29 protein-coding genes and 1 tRNA gene are annotated in these 25,101 nt (G+C 57.5%); 17 read left to right on the forward strand and 13 right to left on the reverse strand.

The features are described 5' to 3' along the window. The first annotated feature begins 49 nt into the window (after positions 1–49). The 3 genes from QE408_RS20270 to QE408_RS20280 are packed head-to-tail and all read left to right on the forward strand — an operon-like array spanning position 50 to position 1,883. Positions 50–1,105 carry a threonine aldolase family protein gene (locus QE408_RS20270; RefSeq protein ID WP_111849454.1) on the forward strand — a complete coding sequence of 352 codons (1,056 nt, stop codon included), beginning with the start codon at positions 50–52 and terminating at the stop codon, positions 1,103–1,105. A 59-nt stretch (positions 1,106–1,164) separates the two neighbouring features. Further along, a complete protein-coding gene (locus QE408_RS20275; protein WP_306934242.1) occupies positions 1,165–1,530 on the forward strand; it encodes a type II toxin-antitoxin system RelE/ParE family toxin in 366 nt (121 codons plus the stop codon). After that, positions 1,530–1,883 (forward strand): helix-turn-helix domain-containing protein, encoded by a 354-nt coding sequence (locus tag QE408_RS20280; protein WP_306934244.1) that lies wholly within the window; start codon positions 1,530–1,532, stop codon positions 1,881–1,883. Before QE408_RS20275 ends, QE408_RS20280 begins: the two co-directional genes overlap by 1 nt. Positions 1,884–1,886: 3 nt before the next feature. On the opposite strand, the gene QE408_RS20285 is transcribed toward QE408_RS20280, so the two are convergent. Then, entirely contained in the window at positions 1,887–2,747 is an 861-nt protein-coding gene (locus QE408_RS20285; RefSeq protein ID WP_306934246.1) for a LysR substrate-binding domain-containing protein, read from the reverse strand. A 199-nt stretch (positions 2,748–2,946) separates the two neighbouring features. Here QE408_RS20285 and QE408_RS20290 point away from each other — a divergent pair, with 199 nt between their 5' ends. After that, positions 2,947–3,987, forward strand: coding sequence for a bile acid:sodium symporter family protein (locus tag QE408_RS20290; RefSeq protein ID WP_306934248.1), 1,041 nt, complete (start codon positions 2,947–2,949; stop codon positions 3,985–3,987). 143 nt (positions 3,988–4,130) lie between these two features. Here the strand turns inward: QE408_RS20290 and QE408_RS20295 are convergent, their stop codons facing one another. Further along, positions 4,131–4,613: an Hsp20 family protein gene (locus tag QE408_RS20295; RefSeq protein WP_306934250.1), complete on the reverse strand. Its 483-nt coding sequence runs from the start codon at positions 4,611–4,613 to the stop codon at positions 4,131–4,133. Between the two features lie 523 nt (positions 4,614–5,136). On the opposite strand from QE408_RS20295, the gene QE408_RS20300 reads away from it, so the two are divergent. Further along, positions 5,137–6,078, forward strand: a complete 942-nt coding sequence (locus QE408_RS20300) for an alpha/beta fold hydrolase (RefSeq protein WP_306934252.1) — start codon at positions 5,137–5,139, stop codon at positions 6,076–6,078. Between the two features lie 18 nt (positions 6,079–6,096). On the opposite strand, the gene hisN is transcribed toward QE408_RS20300, so the two are convergent. Next, positions 6,097–6,873 (reverse strand): histidinol-phosphatase, encoded by a 777-nt coding sequence (hisN, locus tag QE408_RS20305; RefSeq protein WP_306934253.1) that lies wholly within the window; start codon positions 6,871–6,873, stop codon positions 6,097–6,099. A gap of 454 nt (positions 6,874–7,327) precedes the next feature. Further along, positions 7,328–8,212 carry an N-formylglutamate amidohydrolase gene (locus QE408_RS20310; RefSeq protein WP_306934256.1) on the reverse strand — a complete coding sequence of 295 codons (885 nt, stop codon included), beginning with the start codon at positions 8,210–8,212 and terminating at the stop codon, positions 7,328–7,330. A gap of 180 nt (positions 8,213–8,392) precedes the next feature. On the opposite strand from QE408_RS20310, the gene cpdR reads away from it, so the two are divergent. The 10 genes from cpdR to QE408_RS20360 all read left to right on the forward strand — a co-directional run bounded on the left by cpdR (position 8,393) and on the right by QE408_RS20360 (position 18,023). Beyond that, positions 8,393–8,755, forward strand: coding sequence for a cell cycle two-component system response regulator CpdR (gene cpdR / locus QE408_RS20315; RefSeq protein WP_027675545.1), 363 nt, complete (start codon positions 8,393–8,395; stop codon positions 8,753–8,755). Between the two features lie 81 nt (positions 8,756–8,836). Beyond that, a tRNA-Val gene (locus QE408_RS20320) sits at positions 8,837–8,911 on the forward strand. Positions 8,912–9,160: 249 nt separating this feature from the next. Further along, positions 9,161–10,087, forward strand: a complete 927-nt coding sequence (locus QE408_RS20325) for an ArsR/SmtB family transcription factor (RefSeq protein ID WP_306934274.1) — start codon at positions 9,161–9,163, stop codon at positions 10,085–10,087. Positions 10,088–10,259: 172 nt separating this feature from the next. Next, on the forward strand, positions 10,260–11,771 hold the full coding sequence (gene arfA, locus QE408_RS20330; RefSeq protein ID WP_306934275.1) for an arabinosylfuranosidase ArfA: 1,512 nt from the start codon (positions 10,260–10,262) through the stop codon (positions 11,769–11,771). Between the two features lie 44 nt (positions 11,772–11,815). Continuing rightward, positions 11,816–12,916 carry an ABC transporter ATP-binding protein gene (locus QE408_RS20335; protein ID WP_306934277.1) on the forward strand — a complete coding sequence of 367 codons (1,101 nt, stop codon included), beginning with the start codon at positions 11,816–11,818 and terminating at the stop codon, positions 12,914–12,916. After that, a complete protein-coding gene (locus QE408_RS20340) occupies positions 12,909–13,850 on the forward strand; it encodes a carbohydrate ABC transporter permease (protein WP_306934279.1) in 942 nt (313 codons plus the stop codon). Before QE408_RS20335 ends, QE408_RS20340 begins: the two co-directional genes overlap by 8 nt. Next, complete coding sequence (locus QE408_RS20345; protein ID WP_062427872.1) at positions 13,850–14,698, forward strand: carbohydrate ABC transporter permease; 849 nt, start codon at positions 13,850–13,852, stop codon at positions 14,696–14,698. Before QE408_RS20340 ends, QE408_RS20345 begins: the two co-directional genes overlap by 1 nt. A 95-nt stretch (positions 14,699–14,793) precedes the next feature. Then, positions 14,794–16,113 carry an ABC transporter substrate-binding protein gene (locus QE408_RS20350; RefSeq protein WP_306934284.1) on the forward strand — a complete coding sequence of 440 codons (1,320 nt, stop codon included), beginning with the start codon at positions 14,794–14,796 and terminating at the stop codon, positions 16,111–16,113. Positions 16,114–16,309: 196 nt separating this feature from the next. Continuing rightward, positions 16,310–17,623 (forward strand): acetylglutamate kinase, encoded by a 1,314-nt coding sequence (locus QE408_RS20355; protein WP_306934285.1) that lies wholly within the window; start codon positions 16,310–16,312, stop codon positions 17,621–17,623. 13 nt (positions 17,624–17,636) lie between these two features. After that, a complete protein-coding gene (locus tag QE408_RS20360) occupies positions 17,637–18,023 on the forward strand; it encodes an ACT domain-containing protein (RefSeq protein ID WP_306934286.1) in 387 nt (128 codons plus the stop codon). Between the two features lie 42 nt (positions 18,024–18,065). Here QE408_RS20360 and QE408_RS20365 read toward each other — a convergent pair whose 3' ends face one another. Next, positions 18,066–18,206 (reverse strand): DUF2256 domain-containing protein, encoded by a 141-nt coding sequence (locus QE408_RS20365; protein ID WP_306934287.1) that lies wholly within the window; start codon positions 18,204–18,206, stop codon positions 18,066–18,068. 165 nt (positions 18,207–18,371) lie between these two features. Between QE408_RS20365 and QE408_RS20370 the strand changes: the two genes are divergently transcribed. Continuing rightward, positions 18,372–18,944, forward strand: coding sequence for a DedA family protein (locus QE408_RS20370; protein WP_306934288.1), 573 nt, complete (start codon positions 18,372–18,374; stop codon positions 18,942–18,944). 33 nt (positions 18,945–18,977) lie between these two features. Here the strand turns inward: QE408_RS20370 and QE408_RS20375 are convergent, their stop codons facing one another. From QE408_RS20375 to QE408_RS20395, 5 genes are read right to left on the reverse strand one after another with little or no spacing between them, the layout of a single operon-like run. Next, a complete protein-coding gene (locus tag QE408_RS20375) occupies positions 18,978–19,604 on the reverse strand; it encodes a hypothetical protein (RefSeq protein WP_306934289.1) in 627 nt (208 codons plus the stop codon). Positions 19,605–19,618: 14 nt separating this feature from the next. Then, positions 19,619–19,960, reverse strand: coding sequence for a hypothetical protein (locus QE408_RS20380; protein WP_306934291.1), 342 nt, complete (start codon positions 19,958–19,960; stop codon positions 19,619–19,621). Then, on the reverse strand, positions 19,863–20,246 hold the full coding sequence (locus tag QE408_RS20385; protein ID WP_306934293.1) for a hypothetical protein: 384 nt from the start codon (positions 20,244–20,246) through the stop codon (positions 19,863–19,865). The genes QE408_RS20380 and QE408_RS20385 overlap by 98 nt, the downstream gene beginning before the upstream one ends. Next, positions 20,243–20,830 carry a lysozyme gene (locus QE408_RS20390; RefSeq protein ID WP_306934296.1) on the reverse strand — a complete coding sequence of 196 codons (588 nt, stop codon included), beginning with the start codon at positions 20,828–20,830 and terminating at the stop codon, positions 20,243–20,245. Before QE408_RS20390 ends, QE408_RS20385 begins: the two co-directional genes overlap by 4 nt. Then, the gene (locus tag QE408_RS20395; protein WP_306934298.1) at positions 20,793–21,014 is read right to left on the reverse strand and encodes a DUF7940 domain-containing protein; all 222 of its coding nucleotides are present in this window, start codon (positions 21,012–21,014) and stop codon (positions 20,793–20,795) included. Before QE408_RS20395 ends, QE408_RS20390 begins: the two co-directional genes overlap by 38 nt. Before the next feature lie 591 nt (positions 21,015–21,605). On the opposite strand from QE408_RS20395, the gene QE408_RS20400 reads away from it, so the two are divergent. After that, on the forward strand, positions 21,606–22,397 hold the full coding sequence (locus QE408_RS20400) for a glycosyltransferase family A protein (protein WP_306934300.1): 792 nt from the start codon (positions 21,606–21,608) through the stop codon (positions 22,395–22,397). Between the two features lie 242 nt (positions 22,398–22,639). Here the strand turns inward: QE408_RS20400 and QE408_RS20405 are convergent, their stop codons facing one another. Genes QE408_RS20405 through QE408_RS20415 form a run of 3 tightly spaced genes read right to left on the reverse strand, consistent with a single transcriptional unit; the run spans position 22,640 to position 24,833 of the window. Further along, positions 22,640–22,885 (reverse strand): DUF7940 domain-containing protein, encoded by a 246-nt coding sequence (locus QE408_RS20405; protein ID WP_306934302.1) that lies wholly within the window; start codon positions 22,883–22,885, stop codon positions 22,640–22,642. A 20-nt stretch (positions 22,886–22,905) separates the two neighbouring features. Further along, complete coding sequence (locus tag QE408_RS20410; protein ID WP_306934304.1) at positions 22,906–23,523, reverse strand: hypothetical protein; 618 nt, start codon at positions 23,521–23,523, stop codon at positions 22,906–22,908. Then, on the reverse strand, positions 23,523–24,833 hold the full coding sequence (locus QE408_RS20415; protein ID WP_306934306.1) for a hypothetical protein: 1,311 nt from the start codon (positions 24,831–24,833) through the stop codon (positions 23,523–23,525). The genes QE408_RS20410 and QE408_RS20415 overlap by 1 nt, the downstream gene beginning before the upstream one ends. Positions 24,834–25,101: the final 268 nt, after the last annotated feature.

Genomic DNA, 25,101 nt, shown 5'->3' on the forward strand with positions numbered 1-25,101 from the left:
TGCCAACCGCGCGACATTCCTGCCCGCAACATGCTTGAAAGTGCTGACGATGATTTTTGCCTCTGATAACTGGGCTGGCGCCCACCCGGCCATCAACGAGCGGCTGATGAAGGAATCCACCCGCTTTGCCGCCGCTTACGGCACCAGCGAACTGGACCAGGCGATTGAGAAGAAGTTCAATGAAATCTTCGAGCGCGAAGTCGCCGTCTTCTTCGTCGGCACGGGCACGGCGGCAAACTCCCTGGCGCTCGCAAGCGTCGCCCGCCCCGGCGGCATCGCCTTTTGCCATTCCGAAGCCCACGTGATCGAGGACGAGTGCGGCGCGCCGATCTACTTCTCCAATGCCTCGCGCCTGATGCCCGTGGCAGGGCCAAACGGCAAGATGCTGCCAAAGAACCTGAAAGCCGCCATCGACCGCTTTCCGCCGGGCTCCATTCACCAGGGCCAGCCGATGCTGGTGACGATGACCCAGGCGACCGAGCAGGGCACGATCTACGATCTCGACGAGATTTCGGCGATCTCCGAAATTGCCAAAAGCGCTGGCGTTCCCTTGCATATGGATGGTGCGCGTTTTGCCAATGCGCTGACCGCGCTCGACACCACGCCAGCCGAAATGACCTGGAAGCGCGGCGTCGATATCCTCTCCTTCGGCGCAACGAAAAACGGCTGCTGGTGCGCGGAGGCCATCGTCTACATGGATCCGAAAATGGCAGAAGACCTGCCCTTCATCCGCAAGCGCTCCGCACAGCTCTTCTCCAAGACCCGCTTCATGGCGGCCCAGTTCGACGCCTATTTCCAGAACGACCTATGGCTGGAGCTTGCCGCTCACGCCAACGCCATGGCAAATCGCCTGCGCGACGGCCTCTCGGCCTCCAACAGCGCCCGCCTCGCCTGGCCCACACAGTCCAACGAACTCTTCGTCGTCCTGGACAAGCAATCTGCCAAGGCTGCCCGAGATGCCGGTGCCAGCTTCTACGACTGGCCGGTTCCGCACGACATGCAGCAGCCGGTCGGCGAAAACGAACAGCTGATCCGCCTCGTCACCAGCTTTGCGACGGAAGAGAGCGACGTGGATTCGTTTCTGCGTATTTGCGGGAATGCATGATGGTGATAACGACATCAAAATACAAACTTGAAACTATATAATGTTAAAGCTATATTTCGATGGAATGGCAGATTGAGTTTGATGAAGCTTTTGCCGAGGAATTCAGTCAGCTTCCTTCGAGCGTAAAGATCGAACTGCGTGCGCAGGCGAATTCGTTAAAGATACACGGGCCGTCCTATGGGCGGCCCCGAGTCGATACGTTGAAGGGTTCGAAACACGCGAACATGAAAGAATTACGCTTCGATGCGGAAAACGGAGTGTGGAGGGTCGCTTTTGCTTTCGATCCGAAAAGAAAAGCCATCTTGCTTGTTGCCGGCGACAAGTCCGGGGTGGCGGAGAAGCGTTTTTACAAGAACTTGATTGGCACAGCTGATGCTCGGTTTGATGCACATCTGCAAAAGCTGATGAACAAGGAGAAGCCTTGATGTCGATTCCCGCTGACGACGTTTTTAATGCAGTCATGTCGAAAGAAGAGATAGCCGCATCTGACCTGCGAACAGTTGAATTGCTGGACGAATTCGATACGCTGCAAAAGCTGCGCAAGGCCAAAGAACTGACCCAGGAAACCATTGCCCAGCGCATGGGCAAGAAGCAGGTTTCTGTCGCCCAGCTGGAAAAGCGATCGGATTTTTTGCTTTCGACGTTACGTGGTTATGTCCAGGCGCTCGGCGGCGAACTGGACTTGGTTGTCCGCTTTAAGGGACACGAACCCGTCGTGTTGGCAGGTTTCGGTGAAGAGCCTATGCCACCGCGGAAAAAGAAATCGGCTAAAGTCTAACCATCACGCATAACTGCCCGGCACCATCCCCTTCGCCGTAACCAGCGACGATAGCGCCCGCACCAGTTCTGCATCCGCGCCCTTGCGCGGCTGCAGCACGAACTCCACGTCTTCCAGCGAGGGCAGACTGCCTTGCGGCAACTCTCGCAAGCCGGACGGCGCCATGCTGCGAGGCTGGACAAGAACACCCATGCCGGCGCGGGCAGCCGCCGTCAGCCCGCTGAGACTTCCGCAGGTGCAGACGATCCGCCAGGCAACGCCTGCCCGATCGAGCGCTTCTTGCGCGGCTTTGCGCGTGATGCTGGGCGGCGGGAAGGCGATCAGCGGCAGCGCTTCCTTGCGGGAGAGGATCGCATCCGGGTCTTTGGCAAGCCAGATCAACGGCTCGCGATAGAGGAAATGGCCGAGCTGATCGCCAAGCCGACGCTTGGCCAGCACGACATCGAGTTCGCCATTGTCCTGCATCTGATAGAGCACGCCGGAAAGCGATACAGTCAACTCCAGATCGACCAGCGGATAAAGCCCCGTAAACTCTTCCAGAATGACGGTGAGACGGCTTGCGACGAAATCCTCCGATACACCGAGACGCAGGCGACCGCGCAGCCTGCTCTCACCGAAAAGCGCCGCCACCTTGTTGTTGAGATCGAGCATATTGCGGGCATAGCCAAGAAGCGCCTCACCTTCCGGCGTCAAGCGCACCCGATGCGTATCACGGGCGATCAGCTTTTGGCCGAGCGACGCTTCCAGCCGCTGGATGTGCTGGCTGACGGTCGATTGGCCAATCCCCAACCGTTCGGCGGTCTGGGTGAAACTCATCGTCTGCTCCAGCGTGACGAAGCTGGCAAGATGTTGCAGGTTCAGCATGGCTATCTCAAAGCATGATAACTGTTAGTTTTTGCATCTGGTTTCATGATGAGCGATAGTGCGCCCGATTACAATCCGCAAACCGGCTGGGAGGCTGCGGGATCTTTCACGGTCTTGGCGCTTTAGGTCGGTTACGACGGATTTCGCAATTGCAGAGCGCCATGCCCCTCTGCACACCACATTCTAGAAAGGCCGCGCCATGAGCCGCTTCCTGCCAGACCGCTTCACCATGATGCTGGTCGCCACCGTCATCCTCGCGTCGCTGCTGCCGATCAGCGGAGAGCCGGCACATTACTTTTCCATCGCGACGAAATGCGCTATCGCGCTGCTCTTCTTCCTGCATGGCGCGCGGTTGTCGAAAGACGTCGTGGTGGCGGGCATGCTGCATTGGCGCCTGCACATTGTCATCCTTCTCGTCACCTTTGGCATCTTCCCGCTTCTCGGACTTGCGGCGGGCTATATTCCAGACAGCATATTGCCGCAGCCGCTCTATATGGGCGTACTTTTTCTCTGTGTCCTTCCCTCCACCGTGCAGTCGTCCATTGCCTTTACCTCGATGGCCGGAGGCAACGTGCCCGCCGCGATCTGCGCCGCATCCGCCTCCAACATTTTCGGCATGTTCCTGACGCCGCTCCTCGTCGGCTTCCTTTTTACCGTTGGCGGCCATGGCGGCGGTTTCTCGCTCGATGCTTTCGGCCAGATCTTCCTGCAACTTCTGCTGCCCTTCATCGCCGGCCAGGCCTTGCAGCCCTGGATCGGCCACTGGATACGCGCGCGCAAGACGCTGCTGGCCCCTGTCGATCGCGGCTCGATCCTGATGGTCGTCTATCTCGCCTTCAGCGATGCGGTGGTGGAAGGCATCTGGAACCAATTCACCTTGCGCGACATCGGCGTCGTGATCGGCATCAACATGGTTCTGCTGACCCTTGTCCTGTGTCTCACCATGTTTGGCAGCCGCCTGCTCGGCTTCAAGAAGGAAGATGAAATCACCATCACCTTCTGCGGATCGAAGAAGAGCCTCGCCAGCGGCGTGCCGATGGCAGGCGCGATCTTCGCCGGCCAAAGCATTGGCGCCATCGTGTTGCCCATCATGCTCTTCCACCAGATCCAGTTGATGGCCTGCGCCGTGATTGCACAGCGCTACGCGAAGAAGGCAAAGGAAGCGGAAGCCGCGAAGATCGCAGCCCCTGCGGTCGATGCACCGGAGGCTACCGCGATCGCCGCCAAGACGGCGTCGTAAGTCTCCCTGCCGACCGCTCAAGACAATGGGTCCTCAGGTCAATCACGAGGATCCTATGAGAGTGACCTCCCCCACTATAAACGCAAAAAAAAGACGGTCCCCTTGCGGGAGCCGTCTTCTCATTCACGCGCTAACCTCGAGGTTTAGTTCACCTGGGTTGGCGTTACCTGTGCCTCGATCTGCTTCGGCGCGTCCGACACGTCGGTCGCAATCGCTATGCGGCGGGGCTTCATGGCTTCGGGAATGTTGCGAAGAAGGTCGATATGGAGAAGACCGTTCTTCAGCGAAGCATTCTGCACTTCCACATGGTCGGCAAGCTGGAAGCGGCGCTCGAAGGCGCGCGTGGCAATGCCGCGATAGAGGAAGTCGCCCTCGGATGCCTTGGTGTCTTCGGCCTTCTCGGCCTTGACAGTCAGCACATTGGCGCGGGATTCGATGCTGAGTTCATTCTCGTCGAAGCCGGCAACCGCCATGGTGATGCGATAGGCGTTCTCGCCGGTGCGCTCGATATTATAGGGCGGATAAGCCTGGGCCTGCTCCGGCTGGCCAATGCTATCAAGCATCGAGAACAGACGGTCGAAGCCGACCGTAGAGCGATAAAGGGGAGAAAAATCAACGTGACGCATGGTGTCCTCCTTAGAAGCGACTGTTTGCGAGTGCGGCTCTCCATCCCGTTCTGGCGATGAAAGAAACCTTGATACGGCCCCGTTCTGGCGACCGTGAGCAATAGGTGGGAACGGTGTTTTGGCAGTTCAAGAGGGAAAAATGCATTCAACTCACCTGAACGATTTCTGAATGACAAGTTCCGGATGCGTTCATTTCGCCCCCGCTAAAACGGCTCTATCGGAGGCAACTCCGGGGCAAGGAAGCATCGTCCCTTCTTCCTTGCCGATTAGCCGGAACCGCGACTGCTAACACCGACGGTTCCGGCAATTTTTCCCGTCCCGTCCGTTTGTGCATGTTTTCCTTTGACGCACACAGTCGCTCAACCTATCCCCTTCTGAAGCATGGTCTAAGCAAAACTGTGTAGCGGCTTTGCGATAACGACATGCGGATAAAGCAAGGACCTAAAGCGCATGAGCGAATCTGAAAGATCGCAACACGCTTTAGACTGTCGTATAGACACATTGTTTGCCGAGCAGGATATCGATGACCGAAGCCATTCTCCATGAGACCAAAGGCAACCCCGTGCCCGACAACCACCATGTCGGAACCTTTGAAGGCCACGGCAAGAAGAGCTTGCGCTATGCGATCTTCCGTTCCGAAAGACCGGTTGCACGCGGCACCATCGTGCTGCTGCACGGCCGCAATGAAACGATCGAGAAATACTTCGAGACGATCCGCGATCTGACGGCCAAAGGCTTCTGGGTCGCCACTTTCGATACGCGTGGCCAAGGCGGTTCGGCGCGGCTGTTGAAGAAGGCGGATGCCGGTTACGTGCGCCGCTTTTCCGATTACCAGAAGGATGTATCGCTGTTCCTGGAACAGGTGGTGCTGCCCGACACGCGCCTGCCCTTCTTCATGGTCGCACACTCCACTGGCGGGCTGATCGCGCTCTCCATGGCGCCGGAACTGTCCAACCGCATCGAGCGCATGGCGCTCTGCTCGCCCTTCGTCGGGCTTGGGGGCCAATCCGTTTCGCCTCGCTGGATCAAGACCGTTGCCACCGCCCTGACATGGACGGGTTTTGGCGGCAAGCAACTGGGCAGGGATAATCGCGAACGGGACTTCGATGGCAATCCACTGACCTCCGATGCCGAGCGTTTTGCCCGTAACATTGCGATCGCCAACAGCCATCCGGAGCTTTTCATCGGCAGGCCGACTGCGCGCTGGCTCTACGAAGTCATGAAGCTGATGCCCAAAGTGACGCGACAGGATCATTTGACCCGCATCACAATTCCCACCCTGTTGCTGGCGCCGGTTCTCGACACCATCACGCCCTATGCGGTGCAGGAGGAGTTGTCTCGTAATTTCCGGGCCGCGCAGTTAATCCCGGTCATTGGCGCGCGCCATGAATTGTTTCAGGAGCGCGATATCTACCGCGCCCAGGCGCTTGCGGCGCTGGATGCCTTCTTCGCCCCGGAAGAATAGCGTCCCGCCCTAAAAGGTTCAGAGACCGGAGAGCCGTGCCAGCGCCTCCTCATGCACGGCCTTGCTGCCGGCAGCGACGATCCTGCCCGCGCCTTCCGGTCGCCCGCCATCCCAAGTGGTGATGACGCCGCCTGCCTGCTCGATGATCGGGATCAGCGCACCGACATCATAGGGCTTCAGGCCAGATTCGATGACGAGATCCACATGGCCAGCGGCGAGCAGCGCGTAGGCATAGCAATCCACACCATATCGGAAGAGCCGCACCTTGTCCTGAATCTGGCCGTAAAGCTTCGCCTCTTCAACCGTGAAGATATGCGGGGAAGTGGTGAAGAGTACGGCGTCGGATAGCGATTGGCACGCCCGCGTCTTGATCTGCTTCTCGCCTTCCGGCCCCTTGTACCAGGCCTTGTTCCCATCGGCGAAATAGCGCTCGCCGGTAAAGGGCTGATCCATCAGGCCCATCTTGGCGCGCCCGCCCGACTGAAAGCCGATCAGCGTTCCCCAAACCGGCACACCGGAAATGAAGGCGCGGGTGCCATCGATGGGATCGATGACCCAGACATGCTCGCGATCAAGCCCGATGCTGCCATGCTCTTCGCCGAGAATGCCGTGCTCGGGAAAATGCTCGGTGATCAGCGCGCGGATCGCCGCTTCCGCCGCCTGGTCACCTTCCGTCACCGGATCGTAGCCGCCCGCCTGCTTGTTATCGACAGCGATGCCGGTGCGAAACCGGGGCAGCGTCTCGGCCTTGGCGGCGTCGGCAAGGCGGAAGAAGAAATTGCGATCTGGCAGCATTGAAGTCCCCTGGTGTCTGGTATTGTCCGTCGTTGTTTGTTGTTGTCGGGAGATGACATACAACATCGACCTACAAATCGGAATCTGTTTTCCGCAAGCAGGACGCCTTGTTCAACCAATGACCCACCGCCGTCAACGTCCTGCGCTACGAGCCATTTCTGGACCGGTGGGCTCACATGATCCTGGACCTTCGATGCCTCATCCATGAGCATATTATCCGAAGCGTCGTTTATCAGTTATGCAAACGTATAAATAACGCCTATTATTTAATCAAAAAATTATAATGCTTGACAATTAAGCAGTATCATCTACCTTGGGACACACAGTCTTTGACTGTAAATACCCTCCTTGGGTGTTTCCTCCCTAGACTTAACCGCGCGCAGGCGCGGTTTTTTTTGCCCATGCGGCAGCCGCAGGGAAGGACCAGTGGAATGTTCAGAGGGTGGGGAGCGCGTTATTCGGCGGCAAGCGCCATGTCGATCGCGTATTCGGAAACGAAAGCTGCCAACTGGCGCATGAAGATGTCCAGCGCCGATTGCATCGCCGGAAAATCCGCCGCTTTCAAAAACGTCTTTTCATCCACATAAAGCGCACGATTGACCTCGATCTGCAAAGCATGCAGCGAGCGGATCGGCCGGCCGTAATGCTCGGTGATGAAACCGCCGGCATAGGGCTTGTTGCAAACGGCGGTGAAGCCGAGCTCTTCGAGGAAATGCAGCGCCGCGCGGGAAATCTCCGCCGACGCGCTGGTGCCATAGCGATCGCCGATAATGATATCGGGGCGGATGTTCGAGCCCGCGAGACGAATATTGCCCGGCATCGAATGGCAATCGATCAGCACCGCCATCCCGTGATTGGCATGGGTGCGCGAGACCAGTCGGCGCAGACACGCATGATAGGGTTTGTAGATGCCTTCGATCCGCGATAGCCCCTCGTCCACAGACAGCCTGTGGGCGTAAATATCCATATTTTCCGCCACGATGCGCGGCACCGTGCCGAGACCGCCAGCAACGCGCATGGAGCCGATATTGGCATAGGAGGGCAGCGCACCGTCGAACATGCGCGGATCGAGTTCATAGGGCTCGCGATTGACGTCGAGATAGGCGCGCGGAAAATTCGCCTTCAGCAGCGGCGCGCCGATATCGGGAGCGCCTGCAAAGAGCTCATCGACGAAGCAATCTTCGGAGCGGCGAATTTCATAGGAATCAAGCCGCGAGGCTTCGAGGAAAGAGATCGGGTAACAGCGACCGCTATGGGGGGAATTATAGACGAAGGGAATGCTGTGCACCGCGGGTTCGCGCACCTCGAACAATTCATATTCGCCCGTCACCCAGTCCATGCCGTCCCGTTTACCATGTCATAATTCTGCCAGACGCATCATGTTGCCAGTTGCGCCAGTGCAAGTCCATACTGGCAGGCAGTCACCCTCTCGTGATTCTACCATTCACATGATATTTACTCCGACAATGGTACAATCGCGATAGGGTATCCCAATAATTCTGTAGTTACGGTCACTTATATGGTTCAGAAAATTCTTCTCGCCGAAGACGACAACGATATGCGCCGCTTCCTCGTGAAGGCGCTCGAAAAGGCCGGATACAAGGTCTCGTCCTTCGATAATGGTGCCAGCGCTTACGATCGACTTCGCGAAGAGCCTTTCTCGCTGCTTTTGACCGATATTGTCATGCCGGAAATGGATGGCATCGAACTGGCGCGCCGCGCGACGGAACTCGATCCGGACCTCAAGGTCATGTTCATCACCGGTTTTGCAGCGGTCGCGCTCAACGCTGATTCGAAGGCGCCGAAGGATGCCAAGGTGCTTTCCAAGCCTTTCCACCTTCGCGACCTCGTCGACGAGGTCAACAAACTCCTTGTGGCGTAAGGGTTTCAAAAAAACCTGTCACAAAATCGAAAAAGGCAGTTGACGCTTCATTCGGTTATGTGATTTATGCGCCGCAACGGAGGGCGTGTAGCTCAGCGGGAGAGCACTACGTTGACATCGTAGGGGTCACAGGTTCAATCCCTGTCACGCCCACCATCCGAATTCAAAGAAATCAAGGCCTTGCGAAATATCGCGAGGCCTTTTTCTTTTGGGCCATACCCTGACTGAAGGGAGACGACGAGGCATAGTCTCACGCCCATCGAAGGCGATGTCTTGAGGTGAGATCTTTCCAGACAGCGAGACGTGATGGGTTCGCTTCCGACGCAGAAAACCGGCGCCGCGAACATCCTTTTCAAATATCAGAAAGCGCGATACAAATCCGAAATCCCGTAATGTAAAAGCGCCATGACGAAAAAATTCCTCATTATCGATCCCGAGACCGACCACGCCGTGTTGAAGGGAATTGCCTCGCCAACGCGGGCGACCATGTTGAAGATGCTGCATGATCGCGGACCGATGAATGTCAACGACATGGCGGCGGCTCTGGCACTGCCGCAATCGACGGTCTCCACCCATATCCAGATTCTCGAAGATGCCGGCCTGCTGCAAAGCGAGACGCAGAAGGCGCGCAAGGGCAATCAAAAGATCTGTCGCGCCACGGTGGAAGAGGTCGTTATCGTCTTCAAGAGTGAGGTGCGTGAGCCGCGCAAGGACGTCATCGAGGTGTCTATGCCGGTCGGCCTCTACACCGGTTTCGATGTCACAGCCCCCTGCGGTCTCTGTTCGCCAGAGGGCATTATCGGGCTTCTCGATGTGCCGAATGCGCTGCTCGATCCCGATCGGATGAAGGCGGGATTGATCTGGTTTACCCGCGGCCATGTGGAGTACCAGTTTCCCAACAATGCCAAGCTGTCCAATGCGGCAATCCGCGAGCTGGAAGTGGCGGTGGAGCTCAGCTCCGAAGTGCCTGGCACAAGTGCCGACTGGCCGTCCGACATAACGCTCACCATCAACGGCAAGAAGGTCGGCGTCTGGACCTCCCCTGGAGACTTCGGCGACAAGCGCGGCGTCTATACGCCGGACTGGTGGAAGCTGAAGGGCTCGCAATATGGCAAGCTGAAGAACTGGCGCGTGGGGCCTGACGGCACGTTTGTCGATGGCGTGCAGATCTCGAATGTCACGCTGGCCGATCTCGATCTTGCCAGCCATCACTCCATCCGCGTGAGGATCGGCATCGAAGACGATGCCACCCATCCGGGCGGCATCAATATTTTCGGCAAGGGCTTCGGCAATTACGATCAGGACATCGTTCTACGCCTGAAGATCGAATAGTATCAATAATTCCGATGTTTAAAATAAGCGCGTGACATCAAGCCGTTAGAAATTACGGATAGCTTCTTCACGCAACGTTACAGCTCTTACAGTTGACCCTTACCGGATTTTCCGATTTAGTATCCGTAATAGCGATATATATCGATTTTTATGATATAAATGGGAGGAATGCATGAAGGTGTCGGTTGTGGCGCATCCGCAATTTGTCGTGGCGGATATTGATCCGAGACTCTACGGGTCCTTCATCGAGCATCTCGGTCGTGCGGTCTATACCGGCATTTATGAGCCCGGGCATACCACGGCCGATCAGAACGGCATGCGTCACGACGTGATCGATCTCGTCAAGGAACTGGATGTTCCGATCGTGCGCTATCCCGGCGGCAATTTCGTTTCCGCTTACAATTGGGAAGATGGTGTGGGGCCGAAGGAAGAGCGGCCCGTTCGTCTCGATCTGGCGTGGCACACCTCAGAAAGCAACGAGGTCGGCCTGCATGAATTTGCCGATTGGTGCGTCTCTGCCAACACCGAAATGATGCTGGCCGTCAATCTCGGTTCGCGCGGACTGGATGAAGCGCGCAATCTGCTGGAATATGCCAACCACCCCGGCGGCAGCGAGTGGAGCGACAAGCGTATCGCCAATGGCCGAAAGGAGCCCTTCGACGTCAAGCTCTGGTGCCTTGGCAACGAAATGGACGGCCCCTGGCAGATCGGCCACAAGACGGCGGATGAATATGGCCGCCTGGCCCACGAAACGGCAAAGGCCATGCGTGCCTTCGACAGTTCGCTCGAACTCGTCGTCTGCGGCTCGTCCAATGCCAAGATGCCGACCTATCCGGAGTGGGAAGCGACCGTTCTCGACCACACCTATAACGAGGTCGATTACATCTCGCTCCACATGTATTTCGACAATCACGCCAATAATGTCGGCAACTATCTGGCGATGAACCAGAAGCTGGACGACTACATCATGTCGGTCGCAGGCGTCATCGACTACATCAAGGCCAAGAAGCGCTCGTCGCGTCAGGTCTATATCTCATTCGACGAATGGAACGTCTGGTATCACTCGAAGGAGCAGGACAAGAAGACGCTTGCCGGTGCCGATGGCTGGCCCTTCGCCCCACCGCTTCTGGAAGACATTTACACGTTCGAGGATGTGCTGCAGGTCGGTCTGATCCTCAACACCTTCATCCGTCGCTCGCATGTGGTGCGCATTGCCTGCCTGGCGCAGCTCGTCAACGTCATTGCGCCGATCATGACCGCGCCGAACGGCCCGGCCTGGCGCCAGACGATCTTCTATCCCTTCCTCTTTGCCTCGCGCTATGGCCGTGGCAAGGCGCTGGACCTGAAGGTCAACAGCCCCACCTACAAGAGCGATACGGCGGGCGAGGTGTCCTGCCTCGACGTGTCCGCGGTCCATAATGAGGAGGGCGGCTTCGTCAGCTTCTTTGTTGTCAATCGCTCCGATAAGGAGATCGACGCCGATTTCGATGTCGCAGCCTTCGGCAGCGCCAGCAGCATCGCCGATCATCAGGTGATGACCCATGCCGATCTGAAGGCGGTCAATACCGAAACGAATATGAACAATGTTGCGCCGAAAAAGGCTGACACGGCAACGCTGTCCGACGGTCGGCTTTCGGCGACATGCGCCCCCTACTCCTACCAGATGGTGCGCATCAAGGTCTGACAAGGCCTTGCGACATCGCCATACGGGTCACGGGAGGAGACACTATGACGGCAAGTATCGATATCAACAATGTGAGCAAGCACTTCGGCGGGCTGACGGTTTTTGAAGGACTGTCGCTCTCCATTCCGGCGCATGAATTCGTCGTGTTCCTCGGGCCATCCGGCTGCGGAAAGTCTACGCTTTTGCGCATGATTGCGGGGCTCGAAAGTGTCGATGACGGAGAAATCCACATCAATGGCGAGCGCATCGACGATCAGCCGCCCGGCAAGCGCGGCGTCGCCATGGTCTTCCAGTCCTATGCGCTCTATCCGCATATGACGGTGCGCGACAACATGGCATTTGGGCTGAAGAACATCGCCGTCGAGCGCTCCGTCATCGATGCGCGCATTGCTGAGGCCGCACGCATGCTGGAAATCGGCCATCTGCTGGAGCGCAAGCCCGGGCAATTGTCCGGCGGCCAGCGGCAGCGTGTCGCCATCGGTCGTGCCGTGGTGAAGGAGCCGAAAGCCTTTCTCTTCGACGAGCCATTGTCCAACCTCGATGCGGCACTGCGGACCCGCACCCGCATCGAACTGGCACAGCTGCATCAGCGGCTGAAGTCGACGATGATCTTCGTCACCCATGACCAGATCGAGGCGATGACGCTGGCGGATCGGATCGTCGTCATGAACAATCGGCAGATCGAACAGATCGGCACGCCAATGGAGATCTATAACCGTCCCACAAGCCGCTTCGTCGCCGGCTTCGTCGGTGCGCCGGCGATGAACTTCCTGCCGGTCACGATCGGCACGGATGCCGGCGTCGTCACCGTCGAGACGGCTTCGGGCATCAAGATGGCGACCGCCATTCCGGCCACCGGCATCACGCCCGGCGCATTCGAACTTGGCCTGCGCTCGGAAGACGTGCGCATCACAGCGCCCGGCAGCGGCACGGCAGACGGCGTGGTGGATGTGGTGGAGCGGCTGGGTGAACGCACGCTGGTCTATGTGCGCCTTGCCGATGGTCAGCAGCTTGTCGGCTCCGATAGTGGAGATAGCCGCGTTTCGGTCGGCGACCGCGTCGGTCTCTCCTTCGACAGCACCAAGGCGCATCTTTTCGATGCGTCGGGCCGCGCCTGGCACGCGCGGGAGGTGGGTCATGGCTGAACCACTGACCGCCACCACCGCCCATCAAGGTCCAGGCACAGCCTCGGTCAAGCGTGCGAAGAGCGTCGATATCTATGCGCCGCAATGGCGAAACTTCCTCTTCGTCGCGCCCTATCTCGTCTTCTTCGTCACGCTGCTTGTCGTGCCGCTGTTCTGGGGCATCTGGCTGTCCTTCCACAAGGCGGATACGTTTTCCTCCGGCCCCTTTATCGGTTTCGGCAATTACGTTCGGCTGTTCAATGACAGGATCTTCCTGCAGTCGATCTGGAACACCTTCTACTTCGTGCTGCTGACGGTTCCATCGCTGGCCCTGCTCGGCCTGTTTCTGGCGCTTTGCCTCAACCGGCGCACACGCAGTGCCGCCGTCCTCCGGGGTCTGTTCTTCTCGTCCTCGGTCTTGTCCGTCACCATCGTCACGCTGATCTGGCGCATCGTCTACATTCCCGATATCGGGCTTCTGTCGATGATCTTCGGCCTGTTCGGCGCACGCGCCCCTGCCTTCCTGTCGGACCCGAGCCTTGCGATGATCGGCATTGCGATTGCCACGGTCTGGTGGTGCATCGGCCTGCCGATGATGCTGTTTCTCTCCGCACTTCAACAGATCCCGCAGGATATTTATGAGGCCGCCGCACTCGACAATGCCAATCGCTGGCAGACGCTCCGGTCCATCACCCTGCCCTCGATCAAGCGCACCTTCGTGCTGGTCGTCATCATCCAGATCGTCTTTCAGTTCCAGCTCTTCGGCCAGGCGTTGCTGATGACGCGCGGTGGGCCGAACAACCTCACCAAGCCGATCGTCTTCTACATCTACGAGACGGCCTTCCGCCGCTGGGATCTCGGCCTCGGTGCCGCCGCATCCGAAATCCTGTTCGTGCTGATCCTGGTCGCGGCCATGGTGCAATTCCTGATGTCCCGCAGAAAGGCAGATGTGTGATGGCATCGCAGAACTCCAACATCATCGGCAGATCCTTCGGCGACCGCGTGCTCTATGGCCTCGTCATCCTTCTGGCGATCGTCATGGCAGCCCCCGTCCTTTACGTCATCGCGCTGTCTTTGAAGGACAACAACGCGCTGATGGTCGATCCGCATTCGGTCTTCCAGCTGCCCTATACGATCAAGAACTATATCGACACCATCGGCACATCGAGCGTGTTTCTTTGGGTGTTCAACAGCATCGTGGTGGCCGGCGGCATGACGATCATGACGTTGATCCTGTCATCACTTGCGGGTTATGGCTTCGCCCGACTGAACTTTCCCGGTCGCGACGTGCTGTTCGTTCTGGTGCTTCTGGGTCTTGCCGTGCCGGAACAGGCGGTGCTGATTGCCCGCCATCAGATTTTCAGCTGGCTTGGCCTGCACAATTCCTATCCGGGCCTGATCCTGCCCGGTCTGTCGTCCGCCTTCGGCGTGTTCCTGATGACGCAATATTTCCGCGCCATTCCGAAGGAGTTGGATGAAGCCGCGATCCTCGACAATGCCAGCCGCTTCCGCGTTTTCTGGAAGGTGCTTCTGCCACTCACCGTCCCGGCCCAGGCGACGCTTGGCATCTTCACCTTTCTCGGCGCCTGGAACGATTACTTCTGGCCGCTGATATCCGCCACGAAGAAGGAGATGTTCACGCTCACCGTCGGCATCGCCTCGACGCAGATGAACTTCGCACAATCGCAGGGCATCGGCTTCCTGATGGCGCAGGCGGTGTTCGCCGGCGCACCGATCCTGATCATCTATCTGTTTTTCCAGAAATATATCGTCACCGCCGTATCTGGCGCGGCGGTGCGGTGATGCATGACGTTTGAGGCCAAATGCTAGGCCTGAACGAATGAGGAAAAGACGCCGCTCGCCCAGCGACGGCGAAACCTGAGGAGGAGGAGACTATCATGACTTTGAGGACACTGTTTCTCGCCACCATATCCGCAGCCGCGGTTCTGGTCGCATCACCAAGCCTCGCCGAGACCGAGTTGCAGGTGCAGCGCTTCTTTGGCGCCTGCGACGCAGATTTCGGCAAGAACACCGATGTCAGCAAGGCGGTGGGCGAATGCGGCATCATCACATCGATGATCAACAAATTCGCCGCCGACAATCCCGATATCAAGATCAATGTCACGACGGTGGAATGGCCGGGCTACGACCAGCTGACGGCGCAGTTCGCCTCGGGCGATGCACCGGACATCGTCACGATCCATGAATCCGTCCTGTCCGACTATCAGTCCAAGGACCTGCTGGTCCCGCTCGACGACATGTTGAAGACGGTGGGCGTGACGCCGGACAAATTCACCGACGCTGCCAAGGAAGGCGTGACCAAGAACGGCAAGATCTACGGCCTGCCGATCGACAACTGGACCATGCTCTACCACATCAACATGGACCTCTTCAAAACCGCAGGCCTCGTCAATCCCGATGGCACGCCGATCCTGCCGAAATCACCGGAAGAGTTGCTGGCCCAGGCCGAGCAGTTCAAGCAGAAAACCGGCAAGCCCTATTTCGTCCAGAACCTTGCCAACGAGACGGCGCTTTATGCCCGCAATCTCTACACCTACCTGTTCCAGCAGAATTCCGATTTCTTCGCCGATCCGAAGAAGGTGAAGTTCAACACGCCGGAAGCACGCAAGATCGTGGAGATGTACAAGACCATCTTTGAAAAGGACGACACGACGAAGGACCTCGATTACGGCGGCTCCATCAACGCGTTCCTCGGCGGTGAAGGCGGCGTACACCTGAACGGCACCTGGATGGTCGGCGACTACAATGCCCAATCTGAAAAGCCGGGCACTGCGCTGAACAAGGGCGGTTATGCGGTCTATCCCTATCCGCAGCTCTTCCCTGGCGCCAAGGCGCAATATGCCGATGGCCACAGCTGGGCGGTTTCCAAGAAGGAGCGCACGCCGGAGCAGGAAGCGGCGATTGCCAAGTTCCTGAAATTCTTTGCCGATAATGATTTCGAATGGTCGCGCACCGGTCACCTGCCGGCTTACAAGGCGGTCATCGAATCCGCCGAGTTCAAGGCGCTGCCGCATCGCGACACGATTGCGCCGATCGCCACGCTTGGCAAGCCGCTGCCCTCTGCCGTCCAGCGCCAGTTCGCCATTCAGGACATTGTCGGCGAGGAAATGAGTGCGGCCATCACCGGCCAGAAGGACGTCGATTCTGCGCTCGCCGATATGGAAAGCCGCGTCAACGAACTTCTCGCCAACCTCTGATCTGCCGGCTGCAGCCCTTTGCTGCGGTCTCTCGCGTCTCGCCTACCCTCCCGGGGGCGAGGCGCGAGATTTTGTTTGAGGGAGAGTGCGGCCTCTTTTTCACCCTTGTGGTCGATATGATTTGGAAAAGACCAATCTTGGTCCTATGGGTGAAGGCCCATTTCATCGTCCGAGACTGTCAACGACCGTGCCTAGAATGCAAAGCGACACCCGCCAGACAATCGTGCGTCTCCTCTCCACCATGGCAAGCGCCAAGGAGATCGACCAGTATCTGAAGCGCTTCTCCCAGCTCGATGCCAAGCGCTTCGCGCTCGTCAACATCGATGGCGCCATCTTGCGCGATGCGCAGGAGGCAGAGGCCACCGCCTCATCGCTGTCGTTTCTGCAGCAAGTGGGGCTGACGCCGATTGTTCTGTTGGGACGTAGTTCTGGGGCAGAGGATGAGAGCGCCGCGCATGAGAGGGCAGCCAGCGCCGCAGGCAAGCCACAAGAGACCGCCGATCGCGAGACGTTTGATGGCCTCAACCTGAAGCTCGTTCAATTGCTGCAAGAACAAGGCACGCGCGCCACCTCGATCACGGCAGGCGTGTTTGCAGCAGACGTTCCGACAAGCAATGCCAGCTCCCGCCTCGCAACGGTCAGCGCAGTGAGATTGGCGCCGATCGAAGCCAGTCTCGATGCAGGATCGATCCCTGTCATCGGCAGTGTTGGCGAAACCCCATCCGGCCAGACAATAGAGATCGGCAGCGATGACGCGACCAACGAGCTGGTGCGCGCGCTGCAGCCCTTCAAGGTGATCTTTCTCACAAGCTTTGGCGGCTTGCGCCATGACAATGGTCGCAGGATCGACTCGATCAACCTCTCCACAGAATACGACCAGTTCGCCGATAAGGCCTATTCGGACAGCGGCTTCACCTTCAAGATCGAGCGGATGAAGCAATTGCTCGATGGCTTGCCGATGGAATCCTCGATCTCGATCACCAACCCGGCCAACCTGGCGCAAGAGCTGTTCACCCATAAGGGCTCCGGCACGCTGATCCGCCGTGGTGAACGGGTGCTGCGCGCCACCTCATGGGAAGAACTCGACCTGACCCGTTTGCGGGCGCTGATTGAATCGAGTTTCGGACGACGCGTCGTCGACGATTATTTTGAGCGCACCCGGCTGCTGCGCGCCTACATCAGCGAGCACTACCGCGCCGCCATCATTCTGACGGAAGAGGATGGCGTTCCCTATCTCGACAAGTTCGCCGTGCTGGACGAAGCGCAAGGAGAAGGCCTCGGCCGTGCGGTCTGGAAGGTGATGCGTGAGGAGACACCGCAACTCTTCTGGCGCTCCCGCCACAACAATCAGGTCAACATATTCTACTACGCCCAGTCCGATGGCTGTTTCAAACAGGAGCGATGGAAGGTGTTCTGGTGCGGCCTGACGGATTTCTCGCAGATCGAAAAATGCGTCGCCCATTGTGCGGTTCGCCCGACAACCTTGATCGACACTGAAACCAAACCGTGACGGAGAAGGCGCCATGTCGCACGCGATAAACCTACGGACGGTTCCGGGCGTCTTCAGCGTCGCGCGCCTTTCGCCCGATGCCGCCTTGCCTGCCTGGTTTGACGGCCCCGGCTTTTCCGCCATGGTCAGAAGCGACGACGAACTCACCCTCGTCTGCCTGCAGAACCGTGTACCAACGACCGTCGAAGTCGAACCAAACTGGCGCTGCTTGCGCAGCCTCGGCCCGATCCCGTTTAATGCGACAGGTATTCTCCAATCGCTGATTCAGCCGATCTCCGAACAAGGTATTGGCGTCTTCGTGCTATGCACATTTGACGGCGAGCATATTCTCGTGCCGGAGAAAGACTGGGACAAAGCAGCACGTTCGCTTCAAGAGGCAGGGCACGTCTTCGTTCCGTAGACGAAAACCGGTCATCCTCGCATAGACATCGGAAGCGCATCCTCACTTCGATTCGCGGCATCGTTGGGAGCAGAATTTCACATGATCCCAGTCTTTCGCCCATTTCTTCCGCCAGACGAAGGGACGCCCGCAGACGGGGCATATCTTGGACGGCAGTTCGGATTTCTTGCGCTGTTTCGGCATTGAAGCGCCTCTGATCCTTCTCCAGCTTACGGCAACGACCGCGTTCCAGATCTTGCGACGACCAAATCACACGGTCCATATAGGAATTCGGTATGATCAATACTTGACGGCAACCAATTATGCCCCATGACAGTCTTACAACCGGTCGATCATCTGGAAGACATCATGGCTTTTGAACAATTCGTCACCGATTACGGCATCGCGGCCGTATTGATTGGCTCCGGGGTCGAGGGAGAGACCGTGGCATTCCTGGGCGGCGTGCTTGCCCACAAAGGCATGTTTCCATACTGGCAGGTGGCCGTTGCCGCCGCGCTGGGCTCATTCCTGGCGGATCAAATTCTTTTTTATCTCGGGCGCTATGCCAGCGGCATCAACGCCGTCAAACGCCTGACCGCAAAACCCGCCATGACGCGGGTTACCTCATGGCTCGAAAAGCACCCAAACGCCTTTATCTTCTTTTTCCGCTTCGTCTACGGCATTCGCACGATCAGCCCGGTCGCAATCGGACTTTCTTCCATTTCGCCGCTTCGCTTCTTTGCCATCAACCTGGTCTCCGCCGCCACCTGGGGCACTCTCATCACCGCCGTTGGCTATGGACTGGGGCAGGCAATCGAGACTCTGATCGGAAGGCTCGGGCTTGGCCACCACATGGCCATCGCCATCATTCCTGCCCTTGCCGTCATCGCCGCCATCGCATTCGGTGCGCATCACTACTTGCGGTCCTCGGAGAAGACATAAGCGGCCCGCGTCGGCGCGACGACGCGCAAAGGATCATCGCGCAGGCAGTTCGGTCGCTCCTGTTTGCCGCCTTTGCTCGTCAATCTGGCGCTGCTGGTCTTGGAAGCGTTGATCATATCCGGCAAAAGCGCGATCCAGTTCGGGCCGGGGAACCTGCGCATCGCGCAAATCCTTGATCTCGGCTTCCATACGGATCCTGTCTTCGGAGCTTCGCTGCTGACGCCACTCCATCTCCTGCCGCGTCACCATCCGCTCCGTCATCGCAATGATGCTCTGCTGTGTGGTGTCCGCCAGCTTCGCGACTGCCGTCTGCGCCAGCTCGGAGTTCTTCAGGATCGCGGAATCGAGCCGGCTCTGATCCTTGCTTAGCGTGCCATAGACGAAGGCGCTCAGCGCCGCCAAGATTGTGAAGGATACGCCGACCGCCGACCAGACGACCGGCCATTGCGTGCGGCTGCGCTCCGCAAGGCTGGCGGACAGGCCCGAGATCGACGTGCGCATCTCATTGGCGATCGCCGACATGGTGTTTTCCACCTGCTTGAAACCGGAGCGCATCTCGGTTTCAAGATCGCTTTGCCGGCGCCCGAGATTGGTCACGCGCTCGCCGAGCTGCGCCGTGGCAGCATCGCTATAGGCGCGGTGGGCTTCGTGGTCATTCATCTCTTCAAGTCCTGTCATTGCCTGATGCTTCGTTGCGCAGCTTGCGGCTTCGTCACGTCGAAGCGCGTCTTCACACCGTCGTAGAATGATGCGCAGCGCCCTATGCGCCTGTCGGTGAGATCGGCGGCAACCTCCCAACGCAACTGTGTATTGCGCGGCTTCTCGACCCCGTATTTCGGGATCACCCGCTCCATCGGCTGGCGGCATTCCTCAGGCAGATCCGGCAGGCGCACACCGGCAGCCATCCTGCCCTTCGCATCAGCGGCGGCAATCAGCCGCGCCTCTTTGCTGGCACAGCCAGAGACGGTCAGCATCGCTCCAGCGGTAATCGCCATCATCCATTGTCTGATTGTCATTGCGGATCGCCTCTTCGAGTTCAGCCTGGCGTTTCTGTTGCGTGAGAGCGTCGGCCACCGCGCGCTTCCGGTAATCCTCCAGCGCCTGTGCCGCCGCATTGCGCTGCCGCTCAAGCTCCGCCGCCCTGGCTTCGGCAGCAGTCTTTTCCGAAAGCAGCACATACCCTTTCAGCAGTGCCGCATCATGCGAGGAAAGCCACAGCAGAAAGCCGCCGAAGACAAGCAAGACGGCGATGATGAGCGTTGCAATGCGCCCCAAAAGCGAAGTCGGGAAAAGCATACTCATAGGCCGCTCACACAAAGCTCGGCTTCACCGACACGCTGCGCGTCCCCCATCTCACGGCGATTGACGAGCCCGCGCACGATGCGCCCACCCGCCCGATTAAACGCCGTCTGCGCCTCACACGCCGCCCGCCACTGCCCAGCCTCAATCCGAGCCTTCGCCGTCGACCGGCACCAGGCCCCGACACCAAAATTATAGGATCCCGAAATCATCGACGCGCGAACGCTGACAGGTGCAGCCGCAAGCTTCGGCGAACACTGCATGATCGGCTGATAATAATCATCATGCACGCGGCGCAAGAGCATATCGCGACACTGCGCCTTCGTCTTCGTCATGCCAGGGCCAATGCCCTGCGTCTCGCCATAACAAATGTCCCAGATCTTCGCGAACGGATCCCAATGGGACGTCAACACCAGCCCTTCCCAGGGAATGATGGCCTTCTCCACGGCCAAAATGACGGCAGGGTGCATCCTCCCGGCAACAGCGTAACGGTCATAAGCGGCATATCCACCGGCTGCGATCGCGGCTAAGACACCAGCAACGGCCGCCTTACCGCGCCTCGTCGGCGCGATCTTGTTTATCGGCATCGATTATTCCTTTCTGGACGAGTATTCGGGAAATAAAGGCCGCGCAGGTCGCGGCTCCGGAGAGGGCGGCGAACAGGCCGCGAGGGATATCGAGATAGCCGTCGATGAGGGGGAGAGCGACTTCCAGACCAGAAAACAGACCGGCGAGCACGATCCATCGAATGGACCAGGCGCGCTTCAGCACCTGCCACAGTGCGTCATGAGCACGTGAGAAGCTTACATATTTCGCGTTATGTCTTGATACGATAACTATCGACTACTGATTGAGTCCAATAGCGTGTTGTAGCTTACACGATCACATATTGGCCGGATAATAGGCATAGGCGAGCGCGTGAGACGTCAACAAACCCAGCTTCGGGAATCAGGCAGAAGGAACTTTCTTAACTTAATGCCAAGCTGATCAGGTGGGAATGAGTTTTCTTTATATTAGAAAATAATGAATTATAGGAGGTGAATCCGCATACCCGCATATAGAACGAGAGGAATAGCAACGATGCGCAACTTCATAACGTGGCTCCGATATGTTTTAGACGTTGAGAAACCCTATTACGATTACGACACGGACTGGTACGCATATGACAAGAATTGGAAAGGAGTATCTACCTGTCAAAAGATCGCCATTTTGACTAGCGCATCTATTTTTGGATTGGCCTTGGTACTCTCCAGTTGAAGATTGCAGCTGTGAAAGAAAATATGGAAATTTGTGGTAGCGGAGGTTATGGAGTGCCTTTAGAGTTATAGAATCCCGGCCGTGTCAGCTGTTAATGGAGTTAATATGGACAACCGCGGAACAGCTGCAGTCACTATGGTTGTGACGTCTTGTAATCGCTTCGATTTGCTGGAGAGGACGCTTTCGTCCTTTACTGCCCACAACGATTACCCGATCAGGCGGCTTATCCTGATCGAGGACTCGGGCAATCTCGCGGTAAAAACCGTTGCTGATAAATTCCCAGAACTCAACATCGAAGTAATTATAAATTCGCCAAGCTTGGGACAATATGCCTCAATTGATAAGGCATATTCTATGGTAGACACTGAGTTTATTTTCCACTGCGAAGATGACTGGGAGTTTTCCCAGCCGGATGTTATTCGGAACTCGGTTTTGCTTATGGAGGCTGACCCCTCTATAGCTCTCGTGTGGCCGAGGAGTGATGCAGGCGCTCCTCCGTGGCTGAAAAAACGCCCGTACCAAGAACTCAATGGTGTGTCGATGAGACCAATCGACCCGAAAGCGCACCATGTATGGGGAAACTTTACCTTCAATCCCGGGCTACGCAGACTTTCGCATTATAAGATGATGCCGGGAGGATACTCGGCAATGGGTGAAGCACGCACTAGCATCTATCTTAAACGGCAAGGTTATCGCGCTGTCGTTCTCGCTAACGGCGGCGTTCGGCATATCGGCGGAGAAGGTAGATCGACCGGCAGTGCGTTTGCGACTATCGCTACAGGCAAGAAGACATCGAAGCTGTCTGGCAGAATTTCGCGCGCTCGGTTATCTCTTAGACGCAGGTTATCGCACATGATGTGGAGGCTTTCGTTGTTCTTTGCGTCAGAAAAATCGTAATAACCGGAACGATCTGCGTATAAGCTAGATACTACCACGACCCAGAACATTTCAAATCGGGAAGATCGACAACAGCGTCGGGCTGCACCGCATCTATAAGGTCTGCCTCGACAGCGCGTCATTATTATGCTTGATCGCATCAAGAGTGCCGTTCCTCGATCTGCTCAGGGATCACCTTGATTCGCCTATAGACTGCCTCGATCTCCACTAGTCAATTTTTATGCAGTTCAGCGATGGCAGACTTACCGCGCTTCGTTGTCGCGATCTTGTATATCAAAATCAGTTGAACCTTTCTGAACGAGGATTCGGGAGATGAAGGCGGCACATGTTGCGAAACCCGAGAGCGCGGCAAGCAGACCACGAGGAATATCGACATTGCCATCAATAATGGGGAGGAAGACTTCGAGCCCCGAGAGAACACCGGCGAGCACGATCCACCGGACGGACCAGGCGCGCTTCAGCACCTCTTGCCAATTTGTGATGAGCATTGATTTTTCCTTTGGAGCGGCTACGGCCAGTAGGAGGGGTTCGTGGCGTAATCTGCGGGAATCTGAGGAAGCGCTTTCAGGGCGAAATACGATGCAAAAAGAGGCTGGCGCCATGTGGCGGCGGCATCAAGGACACGCCACCATTCCGAAGCGGTTACGAAAGTCGGGCCGGTATCAGTCTTGATTCCGATCTTCCGGTTTGGCTCACCCATATTTATAGCAGCTTGCGCAAGAGGCGTTACCTCCTGCATCCATCTGTTCATATCGGAGGGCGCGGTTCCGAAGTGGTGGGTTCCGCGTTCATCCTCAAAGGTCCAATCGAAGCCAGACGACAGGCGGCGATCAAGCTCAGCGGTGAGCAGTTCAGCCGCTGGCGCAGCTTCAAGCCACTTTTGGCCGTTCCATATCTGCCGGCCATCTAGGGGTGCGGTAGGCACTTCAATGCCGATTTGAAAATCTACCGGCATCTCTTCATCGAGTCCGTCGAAGGAGCCAAGATAGTTTCCGTTCGCGTCCACATAGAAACGCTGGGCTGTCGTCACCTCTACGGCGTTGGCGAATTCTTCGGGCCTCCCGCGATCAGCGTCGTCGTATCCGTCGAGGTAATTTCCGTTCACGTCAACATAGAATCTTTTCATTAGGGCCTCCCGATCACAATGATATCAAAGTTGCCAGGGCCAAATCTCCCTACTCCCCCGCCGCCTTTACTAACATAGGGAATACCATCGGAGCCAAAATTCACCCTAATGTTTGTTGCGTCCACGTTGACAGTGTAACCTTGCCCTTGAGCATAGTTCTCGTCGCGCGCTGCTGTGTTTGCTGGCATAGGAAGCCTGTCGCCCACAGCGTAACCGCCGAAGGCTACTTTACAGACGAAGATTACAATCACTTCCTTTGGAATATAAGGCTTGCCGTGAGCAACGACAACGACAGAGCTACCCGCCCACGTTTGCTGGGTGCTTACGAACCCCCGGAGAGCTTCACTTATGCCTGCACCAAACTCGGTTGCCATGTAGGCGGAAAAGCTCACGTCGCCTGTAGAGGGATAAATTGCGGCGTTGCCTCCGCTAACTTCTACACGCAGGGAACCGCCAGAGATATTGACATAGCCAGCTGGACCGAACGTGTAGCGATTACCATCCCAACCAAAAAATTGGTTACCACCTGCCCAACCTAAAAAGCCAGTCCCGTCACTTCTGTTTAGCTGAACGTCCCCGTTGGATTGGAGCTTCGAGTAACTCCCATGGGTTCCCGGCCCGAAAAGCACATCCCCTGTCAAAATGCCGCCGACCTTTTCAAGAAAGCCCTGCGAGACCGTTTGATAAATCCCATAGGCTTTACGGTACCAGTGAAACGCTGAGAAAAGCCCACCCGCCACAGGGACGTTTTCAGCCTCGCCTGCCCAGCGACTTGCCAGCGCCGCCGATCCCGATGCATTTAAAGCGCTACTGGCCGCCGCGGTAGCGAACCCGGCAGACTCATCGCGGCTCTGTTTCGCACCCTGCGCAAACCCCTGCGCCGCCGCAATCTGCGTCATCGAAGGCTTTTCCTGGCCGGGTTCGACAGTCAGCGATCGTTCCGTCGCCTCCTTCACCGACTGGATCTGCATCACCATCTGGTCCAGACGGCGCTCTACCACTTCGGGATAATAGGCTCCCTGGTTTTCGAGCGAGGTCTCCTGCGTCAACGGCAGCCGGCGGACCAACGTCAGGGTCTGGCCGGTGAGAAGCGGTGTTGCCTTGACGACGTCGCCGCCAGTCTCGCTGCCGACGCCCGTCACGCTGTAGTCGCCATTGTCGAGAGAAAGATCGGACACGTCGCCCGATGCCAAAATCAGCACGGCGCGGATATGCCTGGCATCGAGAATTTTGAAACTGTAAGGAAAAGTCTTCGTCGTGCCGTTGCCGTAGAACGGCCCGGCTACGCTGACTTCGCTTGAAACCGTCATTGTTCACTCCATAAAAAAGCGCCGGAAGGGCGCTTGTCAGTGTGGGTTTTGTGGGGCATAAAATTGGATAGATTCGCCCAATATCGCTGCGGCGTAGGGAGTACCGGATCTCCGCCATCGTTTCGGACGTCGGGATTGGTGGTTCTGGCAAGGCCAGGGCAACCAGTCGTGGCGGTCGCTCCGCGACAGCATCGGCTAGAAAATCAGAATCTGTTTTCAGAAAACCCCGATGCGGAAATCCGACGAGTTAAACGTCGCTTGACATTCT

Source organism: Agrobacterium larrymoorei, assembly GCF_030819275.1.
Classification (GTDB): Bacteria; Pseudomonadota; Alphaproteobacteria; order Rhizobiales; family Rhizobiaceae; genus Agrobacterium; species Agrobacterium larrymoorei_B.

Excerpts from the sequence above, each read along its gene's own strand:
- QE408_RS20270 (WP_111849454.1), top strand. The coding sequence starts at position 50 with ATGATTTTTGCCTCTGATAACTGGGCTGGCGCCCACCCGGCCATCAAC.
- QE408_RS20275 (WP_306934242.1), top strand. The coding sequence starts at position 1,165 with ATGGAATGGCAGATTGAGTTTGATGAAGCTTTTGCCGAGGAATTCAGT.
- QE408_RS20280 (WP_306934244.1), top strand. The coding sequence starts at position 1,530 with ATGTCGATTCCCGCTGACGACGTTTTTAATGCAGTCATGTCGAAAGAA.
- QE408_RS20285 (WP_306934246.1), bottom strand. The coding sequence starts at position 2,747 with ATGCTGAACCTGCAACATCTTGCCAGCTTCGTCACGCTGGAGCAGACG.
- QE408_RS20290 (WP_306934248.1), top strand. The coding sequence starts at position 2,947 with ATGAGCCGCTTCCTGCCAGACCGCTTCACCATGATGCTGGTCGCCACC.
- QE408_RS20295 (WP_306934250.1), bottom strand. The coding sequence starts at position 4,613 with ATGCGTCACGTTGATTTTTCTCCCCTTTATCGCTCTACGGTCGGCTTC.
- QE408_RS20300 (WP_306934252.1), top strand. The coding sequence starts at position 5,137 with ATGACCGAAGCCATTCTCCATGAGACCAAAGGCAACCCCGTGCCCGAC.
- hisN (WP_306934253.1), bottom strand. The coding sequence starts at position 6,873 with ATGCTGCCAGATCGCAATTTCTTCTTCCGCCTTGCCGACGCCGCCAAG.
- QE408_RS20310 (WP_306934256.1), bottom strand. The coding sequence starts at position 8,212 with ATGGACTGGGTGACGGGCGAATATGAATTGTTCGAGGTGCGCGAACCC.
- cpdR (WP_027675545.1), top strand. The coding sequence starts at position 8,393 with ATGGTTCAGAAAATTCTTCTCGCCGAAGACGACAACGATATGCGCCGC.
- QE408_RS20325 (WP_306934274.1), top strand. The coding sequence starts at position 9,161 with ATGACGAAAAAATTCCTCATTATCGATCCCGAGACCGACCACGCCGTG.
- arfA (WP_306934275.1), top strand. The coding sequence starts at position 10,260 with ATGAAGGTGTCGGTTGTGGCGCATCCGCAATTTGTCGTGGCGGATATT.
- QE408_RS20335 (WP_306934277.1), top strand. The coding sequence starts at position 11,816 with ATGACGGCAAGTATCGATATCAACAATGTGAGCAAGCACTTCGGCGGG.
- QE408_RS20340 (WP_306934279.1), top strand. The coding sequence starts at position 12,909 with ATGGCTGAACCACTGACCGCCACCACCGCCCATCAAGGTCCAGGCACA.
- QE408_RS20345 (WP_062427872.1), top strand. The coding sequence starts at position 13,850 with ATGGCATCGCAGAACTCCAACATCATCGGCAGATCCTTCGGCGACCGC.
- QE408_RS20350 (WP_306934284.1), top strand. The coding sequence starts at position 14,794 with ATGACTTTGAGGACACTGTTTCTCGCCACCATATCCGCAGCCGCGGTT.
- QE408_RS20355 (WP_306934285.1), top strand. The coding sequence starts at position 16,310 with ATGCAAAGCGACACCCGCCAGACAATCGTGCGTCTCCTCTCCACCATG.
- QE408_RS20360 (WP_306934286.1), top strand. The coding sequence starts at position 17,637 with ATGTCGCACGCGATAAACCTACGGACGGTTCCGGGCGTCTTCAGCGTC.
- QE408_RS20365 (WP_306934287.1), bottom strand. The coding sequence starts at position 18,206 with ATGCCGAAACAGCGCAAGAAATCCGAACTGCCGTCCAAGATATGCCCC.
- QE408_RS20370 (WP_306934288.1), top strand. The coding sequence starts at position 18,372 with ATGGCTTTTGAACAATTCGTCACCGATTACGGCATCGCGGCCGTATTG.
- QE408_RS20375 (WP_306934289.1), bottom strand. The coding sequence starts at position 19,604 with ATGAATGACCACGAAGCCCACCGCGCCTATAGCGATGCTGCCACGGCG.
- QE408_RS20380 (WP_306934291.1), bottom strand. The coding sequence starts at position 19,960 with ATGACAATCAGACAATGGATGATGGCGATTACCGCTGGAGCGATGCTG.
- QE408_RS20385 (WP_306934293.1), bottom strand. The coding sequence starts at position 20,246 with ATGAGTATGCTTTTCCCGACTTCGCTTTTGGGGCGCATTGCAACGCTC.
- QE408_RS20390 (WP_306934296.1), bottom strand. The coding sequence starts at position 20,830 with ATGCCGATAAACAAGATCGCGCCGACGAGGCGCGGTAAGGCGGCCGTT.
- QE408_RS20400 (WP_306934300.1), top strand. The coding sequence starts at position 21,606 with ATGGACAACCGCGGAACAGCTGCAGTCACTATGGTTGTGACGTCTTGT.
- QE408_RS20405 (WP_306934302.1), bottom strand. The coding sequence starts at position 22,885 with ATGCTCATCACAAATTGGCAAGAGGTGCTGAAGCGCGCCTGGTCCGTC.
- QE408_RS20410 (WP_306934304.1), bottom strand. The coding sequence starts at position 23,523 with ATGAAAAGATTCTATGTTGACGTGAACGGAAATTACCTCGACGGATAC.
- QE408_RS20415 (WP_306934306.1), bottom strand. The coding sequence starts at position 24,833 with ATGACGGTTTCAAGCGAAGTCAGCGTAGCCGGGCCGTTCTACGGCAAC.